The organism is Pseudomonas sp. LM13, from assembly GCF_041381355.1.
GTDB classification, from domain to species: Bacteria; Pseudomonadota; Gammaproteobacteria; order Pseudomonadales; family Pseudomonadaceae; genus Stutzerimonas; species Stutzerimonas frequens.
On record NZ_JACBXH010000004.1, the window covers coordinates 143,366 to 155,796 of the forward strand.

Below are 12,431 nucleotides of genomic sequence, written 5' to 3' on the forward strand. Positions count from 1 at the left end.
GGCGTGCTACTCCAGCACCTCCAGCGGCATGCCGACCGCCAGCTCGCCACAGCCCTCGGCGATCAGGTTCTGCCCGAAGAAGACGCCACCCGGCCCCTTGCGATAGCTCAACAGCGTGGTCAACGGTTCCCGATCGGCCGCCCGCTCGGCGGTCAGCGGGTCGAGGGTGGGGATGACGCATCGCGAGCAGGGCTTGACCACGCGAAACGTGAGAGCACCGATGCGAATGCGCTTCCAGCGGTCCTCGGCATAGGGCTCGGCACCGCTGACCACCAGGTTCGGCCGAAAACGCAGCATTTCCAGCGATCGGCCGACGCGGCGGCTCAGATCGTCGAGTGACGCCTGTCCGATCAGCAAAAACGGAAAACCATCACTGAACGCCGTGCGCTCGCCCAGCCGGGCGTAATCCAGATCGACCTGAATGCCATCGTCGATAGGCAGATGCACCAGCCGACAGGCCTGGCCAAGCGCTTCTGACAGCCAGGCCGCCGCGGCCTCTCCGGCATCGGGGACCACCGGGTTGGAGTTCCAGATCTGTACACAGCGCAGCGTCCTATCGTCCGGCACCGGCACGAGCAACTCCGGCATCCCCGGCGCGCTCAGACGCAGGGTCGCTTCGTCCTGCCAGTGCGCTTGCAGCAGTGCCATGCGTGGCACCGCGCGCTGCGTCAGGAACCGACCAGTCCCGGCCGCGACGACCATCCAGCGGCGATCACCGAGCAGACCCAGAGCATCGCTCGGGCACTGCTGCAGCGCTTCGCCAGCGGCAGATTTCAGAGGAAAGCGATAAAGCGAGGAGAGATGCATGCTGCGCCTCCTGGACCAAAGCACAGCAGCATACAGGGCGGCCCGGCGGATTTCAGCCGCCGGGCCGGTGTCGATCGGTCAGGCGTCTTTGCCCTGCTGCAAGCGATCCTGAATGACGTCGACGAGCTTTTCCGGCTGGAACTTGGAAAGGAAGTTGTCACAACCAACCTTTTGCACCATCGCCAGGTTGAAGCTGCCGGACAGCGAGGTATGCAGCACTACGTAGAGATCGCGCAGGCGCGGATCGTGGCGGATCTCGGTGGTCAACCGGTAGCCGTCCATCTCCGGCATCTCGGCATCGGTAAAGACCATCAGCAGCTTGTCGGTCAGCACCTCACCGGCGTCGGCCCAAGCCTTGAGCATGTTCAGGCCCTTCAGACCGTCACTGGCGGTGTGAACTTTCAGGCCGAGCTGGCTCAGGGTCTCGCGCAACTGCGCCAGGGCGACGGTAGAGTCGTCCACACAGAGCACTTCACGGCCGCGGGCTCGTTCGAGAATAGGGTCGGCCAGGCGCTCGGCGGAGATACTGGTGTCGTACGGCACGATCTCGGCCAGCACCTTCTCCACATCGATCACTTCCACCAGCTCGTCGTCGACCTTGGTGATGGAGGTCAGGTAATGCTGGCGGCCGGCGGTGCTCGGCGGCGGCATCACCTCATCCCAGTTCAGGTTGACGATGCGGTCCACACCGCCGACCAGGAATGCCTGCACGGTGCGGTTGTATTCGGTGACGATGATGGTGCTGCGCTCATCAGGCACCAGCGGTCGCAGGCCTATGGCACGGGACAGGTCGATGACCGGCAGCGTCTGGCCGCGCAGATTGACCACGCCACAGACCGAGCCGTGTCGATGCGGCATGAGAGTCATCTTCGGTAGCTGGACTACTTCCTGCACCTTGAACACATTGATGGCGAACTTCTGCCGCCCACCGAGCCGGAACATGAGAATTTCCAGGCGATTCTGCCCCACCAGTCGGGTGCGCTGATCGACTGAATCGAGTATGCCGGCCATATCCAGGCTCCTTGGGAAAACATCGTAAAACACATATCGGCCGCATCCGGCCTGGCTTTAAGCGCCGAGCACAATAATTCAGCCAGCCAACCGGAGCCCTCATGCCGGGCCGGCATCGGGGCGCACCAGCAGCGGCGAATCTGCCGGCAGGTGCATGCGCAACGCACCGGCGCGCACGCCGAAACGCAGAGTGGCGCCGGAAAACGGTTCGCCGTCGAGGTTGATGTCGATTGCCTTCGGCGCTTCGACGTTCAGCCAAGGGACGCGCGCACTGACCGACACCGCATCGACGCCCAGCAGTCCCCCGCTGAGCAGGGTCCCCAGGGTGCCGACGGTATCCGCCGGCGCAGGCACGATGCACAGATCGAGCAGACCGTCATTGATGGTCGCCTGCGGACAGAGCAGCTGACCGCCGCCAGCCTGCCGACCATTGCCGATACCAAGGGCGAGGAAATCGCCTTCCCAGTCGAAACCCGGACCGCTGAAGCGGCCTCGCGCCGAATGGATTTCCGAAAAGCGGGTGAGGCCGGTCAGCAGATAGGCGCCGCCACCGAGGAAGCGCTTGAGCTCCTCGGACGTGCTGGCCGTGACCTGCGAACCAAAGCCACCGGTGGCCATGTTGACGAATGGCTGGCCATCCATCTCGCCAACATCGACCGCCTGCGGCGGCTCATCCAGCAATGCCAGCGCCTCGAACGGATCGAGGGAAATGCCCGCAGCCCTGGCGAAGTCGTTGGCACTACCGAGCGGCATCAGCGCCAGGCTGGCATCGGTGTTCGCCTCGAGCATCGCCTCGGTGACCTCACGCAACGTGCCGTCACCGCCTCCTGCGATCACGATAGGGTATCCGGCGGCCAGCGCCTCACGGACCAGCCGCTGTGCATCGCCCGCCTCCCATGTCACGCGCACCGCCAGCTCCCAGCCGAGGTCACGCTGCTGCCGTACAGCCTCACGCACCTCATCATTGAGCGCCTGTTTCCCATGCAATATCAGCAGCGCCTTGGCGTCGCTCATGACAGTAGTTCCCTTCGCAGATACACCGCTGCTTCAGACACGGCACACGGGCCGAAGTTGTATGTGCCAAACGCAGCGGTATTAATCCAAATGTTCGATCAATCGTGCCGCCGGTCAGCGGCCCAGCACCGCCATGCCAACCCTGGCCCGCCTCCCGCCTTCGATAAAACCTTTGCAAAACAGCTGTTTGCGTCGCTCGGGTGAAAAGCGTCCTTTTTCTGGCAGCCGGCTGCCTAGTACTGAACTCATTCTGAGAGGCACGGTCGGAGCAGGAGTCCCGATCACGGTTGCGATGGCGGCCTGCTATCAAACCCCGCGTACCGCGGCGATTAATTCGAGATTTGAGCCAGCTTTGAGCTGAGGATGGAGCCTTGTATGCGCGTACAGTCTGTTGGAACCCTTGAATATGCTCACCCGAGTTTCGTCGATTACTTCCTGGCCAGTGTCCGTCTGATCCATGGACTGACAGCCATCCTGCCCGGCCTGTTGCTGCTGGCGTTTCTGGAGCTTCCTGCGAGCGGTCCTTTCAGTGCTTTTCTCGGGTTCTTCGCGGTACTCAGCATCATCATCTTCCAGACGGTAGGCATCTATAGCGAAGAGGTGTTCAGCACCCTGCTGCGCTTCCGCGTGATGTTCGTCGCCTGGGCGGCGGCCTTCAGCTTCCTCATCTTCATGCACCAGGGCATGGGACTGTTCAGCTACCTGAACGCCCAGCACCTGGCGTTCTGGTTCTTCACCAGCGCCGTCCTGTTCGGCGCCGAGCGCCTGGCCATGCTTGCCCTGTTCCGCCGGCTGATGGCCCGCGGCATGTTCCTGCAGAACGCGGTGATCCTCGGCGGCACGGAGAACGGCATGCGCGTTGCGGAGTACCTGCAGCACAACCGCGACATCCGCACCGGCGTGCTCGGTTTCATCGATGATCGCCTGGAGCGCCTACCGAACCAGCTCGCCAACCTGCCGCTGCTGGGCAACACCCGCGACCTCGAACAGATGATTCGTGAAGAGAAGGTCACCCAGGTGCTGGTCGCCCTTCCCTGGTTTGCCGACAGCCGCATCGGCCAGCTGATCGCCGAGCTGCGCAAGCTGCCGGTCAATGTCCTGCTGGTGCCGGACATGGTCGCCTTCCGTCACGCCGACAAGCGCATCACCGAGGTCGGCGGCCTGCCGACGCTGATCGCCTCCGATCTGCCGCTGCGTGGCTGGTCGCCTTTCTTCAAGCGTCTGGAAGACATCGTCATCTCCAGCATTGCGCTGCTCGCCGCAGCCCCGGTCATGCTGCTGATCGCTCTGGCCATCAAGCTCGATTCGCCCGGCCCGGTGCTGTTCAAGCAGAAACGCTACGGCTACAACAACCGCCTCATCGAGGTCTTCAAGTTCCGCTCGATGTACCACGAGAAATCCGATGCCAATGCCGACCGCCAGACCACTCGCGGCGACGACCGCATCACCCGCGTCGGTCGCTTCATCCGCAAGACCAGCCTGGACGAACTGCCGCAACTGCTGAACGTCTTCCTCGGCAGCATGTCCATGGTCGGCCCACGCCCCCATGCGACCGCGACCAAGGCCGCCGGCGTGCTGTTCGAGGACGCCGTGGCCGAATACTCGGCACGCCACCGGGTCAAGCCGGGCATCACTGGCTGGGCCCAGATCAACGGCTATCGCGGCGAAACCGACACCCTGGAGAAAATCGAGAAGCGGGTCGAGTTCGACCTCGACTATATCGAGCGCTGGTCGGTCTGGTTCGACCTCTACATCCTCGTGCGCACCCCGCCAGCCCTGCTGCTCAACAAGGACGTGTACTGATCGGCGAGCGCACCCGCGCAGCGCTGAAAAGACTGGAACAAGTCACGTTCAAGGCGCGTGACAGGACGGAACTAATGATGCTCCCAAAAATCTCATTTTCGTTCACCCCGGGGGGTTTCCCGGAGGCTGCGAATACGCGGCCGCGAGGGTGAACAGCATGTTCAAGAACATCTTGATCGTCTGTGTCGGAAACATCTGCCGAAGCCCCACGGCCGAGGCGTTGTTCCTGCACAGACTCGGCGACCAGGGCCTGACGATCAGTTCGGCAGGCATTGGTGCACTAGTAGGTAACCCCATGGACAAAACCGCTCATGAAGTATTGCAGGATCATGGACTGGAATTTCCGGCCCACTGCGCGCGCCAGGTCGACAGCCACATGCTGCACGAGGCGGACCTGATCCTGGCAATGGAGCATAGCCATATACAGCATCTTCGCCAGATCGCACCCGAGGTGCATGGCAAAACGTTTCTCATCGGCAAATGGCAAGACGACCTGGAGATTCCGGACCCCTACCGTCAATCCAAACCCGCTTTTGAACACGTCCACAATCTCCTGACGAAATCCGTCGAGAGCTGGCTTCCTTACCTGAAATGAAGAAGGAACTTCGATGACAACCATGCCCCGCCCAATCTATGAAACCAAAGAGGACAAGGACATCGATCTGGCCCACCTCTTTGACACCTTCATCAACAACCGCGTGCTCATCCTCGGGATCACCGGCTTTTTCGCCGCGCTCGGGATCGCCTATGCGCTGCTCGCGACGCCGGTTTACCTGGCCAGCGCGATGATCCAGATCGAGCCCAAGAACGGGTTGCCGAGCCTGACCGACGTGGTAAACACCAACCCGCCGGTTTCGCCCGCACAGACGGAAATCGCCCTGCTCAAGTCGCGCTCGGTGGTGGGTGGCGCGGTGAGCAACCTGAACCTCGACATCATCATCAAGCCGCATCACTTCCCGATCATTGGCGGTTTTATGGCGCGCCGTTTCGAGCCGAGCGAGGAAGGCGAGCTGGGCTGGCATCCGGCCGGGCTGGGCGGCTACGCCTGGGGTGGCGAGACACTTAAGGTCACTCAGCTGGAAGTGCCGGACAAGATGCACGGCAAGGAGCTGACCCTGGAGGCGGCCGAGAACAACGGTTTCATCCTGCGTGACGAGGATGGCGAAGTGCTCATCCAGGGCATCGTTGGCGAGCCGGTCGAGAACGAAGACTATCGGGCTACCGTGGCCGAGCTGAACGCACGCGCCGGCACCACCTTCACCGTGATCAAGAACCGGACCTACAACACCACCGAGAGCTATCAGCAGCGTCTCTCGGCCGCCGAGCGCGGCAAGCAGTCCGGCATCGTCAACGTGACGCTCGAGGATCAGGACCCGGCCCATGCCATTCGTGTGTTGGAGGAAGTGGCCAACCTCTATGTCGAGCAGAACGTCGCACGCAATGCCGCCGAAGCCACGCAGAGCCTGGAATTCCTCAACGAGCAAGTGCCAGCGGTACGCAAGAAGCTGGAAGCCGCACAGACCGCTCTTAACAAGTACCAGACCGGGTCCGGCTCGGTGGACATCACCGCCGAGACCCAGTCGGTGCTCGACCGCATCGTCGATCTGGAAAAGCAGATCTCCGAGCAGAACCTCAAGCGCACCGAGATGGAGCGCCGCTTCACCCGTCAGCACCCGAACTTCCAGGCCCTGATGAACCAGATCAACCAGCTGCAGATGCAGAAGGAAGAACTGGAGAAGCAGATCGGCACCCTGCCCTCCACCCAGCAGGAACTGCTGCGCCTGAACCGTGATGTCGAGGTCTCCTCGGAAACCTATTCGATGCTGCTGAACAAGACCCAGGAGCTGGACATCATTCGCGCCGGCACCGTGGGCAACGTGCGCATCATCGACCATGCCGCAGCTGACCTGGAGAACCCGGTCAAGCCGAACAAGCCGCTAGTGGTGATCGTCTTCACCCTGCTCGGCGCCCTGCTCGCCACGGCCTTCGTCTACGTACGTGAAGCCCTGAAGCGCGGCGTGGAGAATCCGGAAGACATCGAGCGTACCGGCACCCCGGTGTATGCCTCGATTCCGTTCACCGACAAGCAGGCCGCGCTGGAAAAACGCCTGGCCAACTTCAAGCGGGACAAGAGCACCGCCTCCTACCTGCTGACCATCAACGAGCCCGCCGACCTGGCCACCGAAGCGATGCGCAGCCTTCGTACCAGCCTGCACTTCGCCATGATCGAGGCCAAGAACAACGTGCTGATGATCACCGGTCCGAGCCCGGCGGTAGGCAAGTCGTTCGTCACCACCAACCTGGCTGCCGTGGTCGCGCAGTCCGGCAAGCGCGTGCTGCTGATCGACGCCGACATGCGCAAGGGCTACCTGCACAAGGTCATGCGTTGCGATGGCGACAAGGGTCTGTCGGACATCCTCTCCGGCCGCATCACCCTGTTCGATGCCATCCAGAAGACCCAGCTCAACAACCTGCATGTGATCACCCATGGCCAGCTGCCGCCGAACCCGTCGGAACTGCTGATGCACGAGAACTTCTCGCGCTTCGTCAAGGAGATCAGCCACATGTACGACCTGGTGATCTTCGATACCCCGCCGATCCTGGCCGTCACCGACGCCGCTCTGGTCGGCAGCCAGGCCGGCACCACGCTTATGGTCACCCGCTATGGCCTCAACGGCCTGAAGGAAATCGAAGCGGCCAAGCGTCGTCTCGAGCAAAACGGCCTGCTGGTCAAGGGCGTGATATTCAACGCCGTGGTACGCAAGGCCTCCACCTATGGCGAGTACGGCTACTACCAGTACGAATACGCCAGCACCAAATAACAGGTGAGTCGCATGGCGACGGTTATCCCGTCGCCTTGCCGAACCCACCGGTTCACATTCTTCCTGCTGCCTTTGCAACTGACCAAGCGCGTCAGTAGACGTTTTTTTGCCTGAAGATAGGTGTTAGCTAATGACCAGACACCCCAACCGGCCCGCCAGACGCTTTACGCGGCTGGCCCTGGCATTGACGGCCGCGCTGTCGGCCATGGGCGTCTGCGCCGCCGATTGGCCGAAGGGCGATGACGGCCTCGCGTTATTGGGGGTCAATCTGTCCGGTGCCGGCTTCGCGCCCCATATCACCCCCGGAAAGAACGGTACCCATTACTTCTATCCGGAAAAGAAGCACTTCAAGTACTACGCCGATCAGGGGATCAAGCTGATTCGTTTCCCCTTCATCTGGGAGCGGGTTCAACATTCCCTGGACGATGGATTGAACTTCGACCAGATCCGGTTGTTGAAGAAGACCCTGGATCTGGCCGCGATGAATGGCCAGAAGGTCATTCTCGATATGCACAACTACGGTCGTTACCACGGCGAGCTGATCGGCTCGAGCAAGGTGCCCTACGAAGCCTATGCCTCGGTCTGGCGACAGCTGGCCGAACGCTTCAAAGGCCACCGCGGCCTGCTCGGCTACGACATCATGAACGAGCCGCACGGCACCGTCGGCCTCTGGCCAGGCGCGGCGCAGGCGGCGGTCGATGCGATTCGCGAAGTCGATGATCAGACGCTGATCTTCGTCGAGGGCGAGCGCTGGTCGAGTGCCTATCACTGGCCGCTGGTGAACGCCAACTTCCTGATCAACGACCCGGCCGAGCGCATCGTCTACGAAGCCCACCTGTACTTCGATCAGGACTTTTCCGGCAAATACATGGCGCAGACCAGCCGCGACATCGACCCGATGATCGGCGTCGAGCGCGCTCGCCCCTTTATCGAGTGGCTGAAGAAACACGGCCAGCAAGGCTTCCTCGGCGAATACGGCATTCCCGACGACCTGCCCGAAGCGGCGGTCGCCATGGACAACCTGCTCGCCTACCTCAATGACAACTGCGTACCCAGCGCCTACTGGGCCGGTGGCCCCGGCTGGGGCACCTACAAGCTTGCAATCGAGCCGCGCAAGGGAGAGGACCGTCCTCAGATGGAGCTCATGCGCAAACACCTGGCGAACGACTGCACTGCCATTGGCCCTACCCCCGCGCACACCGCTGACTGATTCTGGAGTGACTCGAACATGAAATTCGGACTGCTATGGCACTCGTTCTCTTCCGGCAACCTCGGGGTTGGCGCCCTGAGCATTTCCAACATGCTGCTGATCGACGAGGCCGCGCGTAAATGCGGGATCACCCCGGAGTTCCTGATCATCGGTTCGTCCGGCCCCTGCGACTACCCGCCGTCCACCGAGCGTTTCAAGTACGAATTCATCGAGTTCAACGAGAAGGCGCTGCTGAAGAATCCCCACGGCCTGTACCAGGCAATCAGCTCCTGTGACGCGGTGTTCGATATCGGCGAAGGCGACAGCTTCTCCGACATCTACGGTGCCAAGCGCCTGATCAAGCTGCTGGTCAGCAAAGGCATGGCGCTGGGCGGTCGCGTTCCGCTGATCCTCTCGCCGCAGACCATCGGACCGTTCAAGTCGGACTGGGGCACCAAGGCTTCGGCCTGGGCGATGAAGAAGAGCACCATGGTCTTCGCCCGCGACCACCAGTCGTTCGACGTCCTCAAGCAGCTGAACATCCCCAATCGCGACGAAGTCATCGACGTCGCCTTCGCCCTCCCCTTCGAGCGCCAGAGCGAACAGCGCGATCCGAGCAAGCTGGCTGTCGGCCTCAGCGTCTCGGCGCTGCTGCATCACGGCGGCTATGAAGGCACGGCCAACCAGTTCGGCCTGCGTGCCGACTATAAGGCGCTGACCGACCGGCTGATCCGCACGCTGCTCAAGCGCGGCCACGAAATACACCTGGTACCCCACGTGATCCCGATCGGCTTCCCGGCCGAGGACGACTACACGGTGTCCCAGCAACTGCAGCAGCAGTATCCCGAGCTGAAGCTGGCGCCACGCTTCAAGGGGCCGATCGAAGCCAAGTCCTATATCAGCGGCATGGACTTCTTCGTCGGCGCACGCATGCACGCGACCATCGGCGCGTTCTCCGCCGGCGTACCGGTCGTGCCGCTGGCCTACAGCCGCAAGTTCGCCGGGCTCTATCAGTCGCTCGACTACCACCGAGTGGTGGACCTCAAGACCGAGGACACCGAGAGCGCACTGGAACTGGTTCTGTCGCACCTGGACAACCGCGAACAGCTCAAGACTGAAGTCGCTGCCAGCGGTGCGATCATCCGCCGCAAGCTGGACGCCTACAGCGTGGCGCTGGAACAGATCCTCGCCAGCCTGCACCAGCCCCAGGCCGCGTATCAGAGATAATCATGCGCGATCACGCCCTGATGGGGGTTACCACGGCGGCTCGCACCGCCGTGCAGCTCGGCACCCTGCTGATCCTCGCGCGAACGCTGGGGCCGAGCGATTTCGGCTTCATTTCGATCGTGATCACCTGGTCGACCATCGTCGCCCTGGTGACCGACTACGGCTTCGGCATGCGCGCCTTGCGCGACATCGGCGCCGAACGCCATCGCGCGGGCGAGATCATGTCCGCCAGCCTGGCGGCGAAGTCCGTACTGGTACTGCCGGCCTGCATCGTGCTGCTGCCGATCATCCTGTTCGTCCTCGACCTGCACACCACCGAGCGCTTTGCCGCGGTGTTGTTCCTGCTCGGCACCCTGGCCTCGTCCTACGGCGACCTCGGCCTGACGGTGTTTCGCAGCATCGGCCAGTTCCATCGCGAAACGAGGATCGTGGCCGCGACGGCACTGGTGCACTTCATCCTGATCGGCGCCGCGATCCTGCTGCGCAACGACGTGCTGGCCATCGGCCTCGCTTTCCTGGTTTCGCGCCTGATCTACGCCACCTTCGCCCTGCGCGCGCTGTCGAAGATCCTCGAACTGGGCGGCATCCTGCGCAACTCCTGGCAAGTGCTGGGCGAGCGCTTCAAGTCTTCCACCAGCTTCGCGGTGGACAGCGGCGCGACCAACATCTTCGCGCAGCTCGACGTCATCCTGGTCAACCACCTCGCCGGGCGCGAGGCCGCGGGCATCTATTTCGCCGGCTCGCGGCTGATTCAAGGCGCGGTGCCGTTCAGCGTGCTGCTGGCCAGCGTGCACATCCCGCGCTTCGCCTACCAGCTGCACAACAAGACCGCCGGGCTGGCCCGCTACGGCCTGCGCATCCTTGGCGAATACGCCGGCATGGGACTGATCTTCGCCCTGGCGTTCTTCTTCATCGGCCCGCTGTTCACCGACTACTTCCTCGGCGCCGAGTACGCCGAGCTGAACACCCTGTGGCTGGCTTTCGCCTGCTTCACCGCGGCGCGCTTCATCGCCGCCGGCCTGGGCGTGCAGCTGATGGCCATGGGCACGGGCTTCTTGCGCACCTTCGGGATCATCGCCTCGGGCGTGATCACGGTGCTCTGTTACTGGATTTTCATTCCGTCGCACGGAATACAGGCGGCCCCCTGGGTGTCCACTCTGGGCATGGTCGTCCTGACAGCTATCTACGGTTATGCGGTGCTCGCCATCTACCGCAAGCGGCACCAGCCCGCATGACCGGACTCGTCAAATATTGCCGGTCGCGCCATGTGTCCGACCGGCCGCTCAAGGGAAGGCAGCTATGAAAGCTCTATTGAACCGCGTGCTGAACAACGACCTGTGCAGTGGCTGTGGCATGTGCAGCTCGGTCGCCGAGGACGATGCCATCAAGATTCGCCTGACCGGTGATGGCTATCACCGCCCGGTGCTCAACAGCCAGTACCAGGACAAGCCGGTGGCCAGCGAACAGACCAGCGCGGCGTTCGCCAAGTCCTGCCCGGCACTGAATCTGGACATCCGCCCGTACAAGTCGGCGAACTACCACCCGATCTGGGGTGAGATTCTCGACACGCTCAAGGGCTACGCCGCTGATGACGAGATCCGCCAGGCCGGCTCCTCCGGCGGCGTGATCTCTGCCCTGGCGCAGTACTGTCTGGAACACAAGCTGGTCGATGGCGTGATCCAGATCCAGGCTTCGACCACCGATCCGCTGGAGAACGTCGCGACCATCAGCCGCTCGCGGCAGAACGTCATCGCCTCGTCCGGCTCGCGCTATGCGCCGGCCAGCCCGGGTGAAGCGCTGAAATGGGTCGCCATGTCCACCGAGAAATACCTGTTCATCGGCAAGCCCTGCGACGTGGCCGCGGTGCGCCAGATGCAGCAACACAACCCGCGGCTGAAGGAAAACATCCCCTACATCGTCTCCTTCATGTGCGCCGGCACGCCGAGCCTGCAGGGCACCGAGCAGGTGCTGGACAAACTGGAAGTCGAGCGCAAAGACGTCACCGCCTTCCGTTACCGCGGCGACGGCTGGCCGGGGCTGACCAAGGCCACGCTGAAGAACGGCGACGAGCGCACCATGACCTACAACGACTCCTGGGGAAAGGTGCTCAACCGCCACCTGCAGACCCGCTGCAAGATCTGCCCGGACGGCATCGGTGAGTTCGCCGACATCGTCTGCGCCGATGGCTGGGAAGGCGACGAGAAAGGCTATCCGTCGTTCGAGGAGCGCGAGGGCAACTCGCTGATTCTGGTACGCACTGCAAAAGGTCGCGAACTTTTTCGCAACGCGGAGGCTGCTGGCGTTGTCAAAGCCGAGGCTTTCGATACCGGCAGCATCTTTGCCATCCAGCCGTTTCAGTACTACCGCCGCACGACGATCCTGCCGCGGTTGCTGGCAATGAAGCTGCTGATGCTCAAGACCCCGGCGTACAAAGGCTTCGAGCTTGGCAAAGGGGCAAGGGAAATCGGGTTCTACCAGAGCTTCAAGGCGTTCACCGGCCTGCTGGTGCGGCGCAAGAAGATCAAGAAGCGAGCACTGGAGACGGCATGAAAGGCCGT

At 62.5% G+C, this 12,431-nt stretch carries 10 protein-coding genes; 7 read left to right on the plus strand and 3 right to left on the minus strand.

The window, feature by feature from the left end; translation table 11 throughout:
* Nucleotides 1-6: 6 nt before the first annotated feature.
* From HZR81_RS05525 to yegS, 3 genes are all read right to left on the minus strand, one after another.
* Entirely contained in the window at nucleotides 7-807 is an 801-nt protein-coding gene (locus HZR81_RS05525) for an MOSC domain-containing protein (RefSeq protein WP_500127529.1), read from the minus strand.
* Nucleotides 808-885: 78 nt separating this feature from the next.
* Nucleotides 886-1,818, minus strand: a complete 933-nt coding sequence (locus HZR81_RS05530; RefSeq protein ID WP_102840270.1) for a chemotaxis protein CheV — start codon at nucleotides 1,816-1,818, stop codon at nucleotides 886-888.
* 99 nt (nucleotides 1,819-1,917) lie between these two features.
* The gene (yegS, locus tag HZR81_RS05535) at nucleotides 1,918-2,832 is read right to left on the minus strand and encodes a lipid kinase YegS (RefSeq protein WP_500127530.1); all 915 of its coding nucleotides are present in this window, start codon (nucleotides 2,830-2,832) and stop codon (nucleotides 1,918-1,920) included.
* Between the two features lie 375 nt (nucleotides 2,833-3,207).
* Here yegS and HZR81_RS05540 point away from each other — a divergent pair, with 375 nt between their 5' ends.
* The 7 genes from HZR81_RS05540 to HZR81_RS05570 all read left to right on the plus strand — a co-directional run bounded on the left by HZR81_RS05540 (nucleotide 3,208) and on the right by HZR81_RS05570 (nucleotide 12,423).
* A complete protein-coding gene (locus tag HZR81_RS05540; protein WP_102840268.1) occupies nucleotides 3,208-4,635 on the plus strand; it encodes an undecaprenyl-phosphate glucose phosphotransferase in 1,428 nt (475 codons plus the stop codon).
* Between the two features lie 157 nt (nucleotides 4,636-4,792).
* Nucleotides 4,793-5,230: a low molecular weight protein-tyrosine-phosphatase gene (locus HZR81_RS05545; protein WP_063540490.1), complete on the plus strand. Its 438-nt coding sequence runs from the start codon at nucleotides 4,793-4,795 to the stop codon at nucleotides 5,228-5,230.
* A gap of 13 nt (nucleotides 5,231-5,243) precedes the next feature.
* Nucleotides 5,244-7,457: a polysaccharide biosynthesis tyrosine autokinase gene (locus HZR81_RS05550; RefSeq protein WP_500127531.1), complete on the plus strand. Its 2,214-nt coding sequence runs from the start codon at nucleotides 5,244-5,246 to the stop codon at nucleotides 7,455-7,457.
* A gap of 130 nt (nucleotides 7,458-7,587) precedes the next feature.
* Nucleotides 7,588-8,667: a glycoside hydrolase family 5 protein gene (locus HZR81_RS05555; protein ID WP_500127532.1), complete on the plus strand. Its 1,080-nt coding sequence runs from the start codon at nucleotides 7,588-7,590 to the stop codon at nucleotides 8,665-8,667.
* Between the two features lie 18 nt (nucleotides 8,668-8,685).
* On the plus strand, nucleotides 8,686-9,873 hold the full coding sequence (locus HZR81_RS05560) for a polysaccharide pyruvyl transferase family protein (protein WP_500127533.1): 1,188 nt from the start codon (nucleotides 8,686-8,688) through the stop codon (nucleotides 9,871-9,873).
* Nucleotides 9,874-9,875: 2 nt separating this feature from the next.
* A complete protein-coding gene (locus HZR81_RS05565; RefSeq protein ID WP_500127534.1) occupies nucleotides 9,876-11,108 on the plus strand; it encodes an oligosaccharide flippase family protein in 1,233 nt (410 codons plus the stop codon).
* Between the two features lie 64 nt (nucleotides 11,109-11,172).
* Nucleotides 11,173-12,423 carry a Coenzyme F420 hydrogenase/dehydrogenase, beta subunit C-terminal domain gene (locus HZR81_RS05570; protein ID WP_110776577.1) on the plus strand — a complete coding sequence of 417 codons (1,251 nt, stop codon included), beginning with the start codon at nucleotides 11,173-11,175 and terminating at the stop codon, nucleotides 12,421-12,423.
* Nucleotides 12,424-12,431 lie beyond the last annotated feature (8 nt).

Coding starts and splice junctions, on each gene's coding strand:
- HZR81_RS05550 (WP_500127531.1), top strand. CDS start 5,244: ATGACAACCATGCCCCGCCCAATCTATGAAACCAAAGAGGACAAGGAC.
- HZR81_RS05555 (WP_500127532.1), top strand. CDS start 7,588: ATGACCAGACACCCCAACCGGCCCGCCAGACGCTTTACGCGGCTGGCC.
- yegS (WP_500127530.1), bottom strand. CDS start 2,832: ATGAGCGACGCCAAGGCGCTGCTGATATTGCATGGGAAACAGGCGCTC.
- HZR81_RS05570 (WP_110776577.1), top strand. CDS start 11,173: ATGAAAGCTCTATTGAACCGCGTGCTGAACAACGACCTGTGCAGTGGC.
- HZR81_RS05530 (WP_102840270.1), bottom strand. CDS start 1,818: ATGGCCGGCATACTCGATTCAGTCGATCAGCGCACCCGACTGGTGGGG.
- HZR81_RS05525 (WP_500127529.1), bottom strand. CDS start 807: ATGCATCTCTCCTCGCTTTATCGCTTTCCTCTGAAATCTGCCGCTGGC.
- HZR81_RS05565 (WP_500127534.1), top strand. CDS start 9,876: ATGCGCGATCACGCCCTGATGGGGGTTACCACGGCGGCTCGCACCGCC.
- HZR81_RS05545 (WP_063540490.1), top strand. CDS start 4,793: ATGTTCAAGAACATCTTGATCGTCTGTGTCGGAAACATCTGCCGAAGC.
- HZR81_RS05560 (WP_500127533.1), top strand. CDS start 8,686: ATGAAATTCGGACTGCTATGGCACTCGTTCTCTTCCGGCAACCTCGGG.
- HZR81_RS05540 (WP_102840268.1), top strand. CDS start 3,208: ATGCGCGTACAGTCTGTTGGAACCCTTGAATATGCTCACCCGAGTTTC.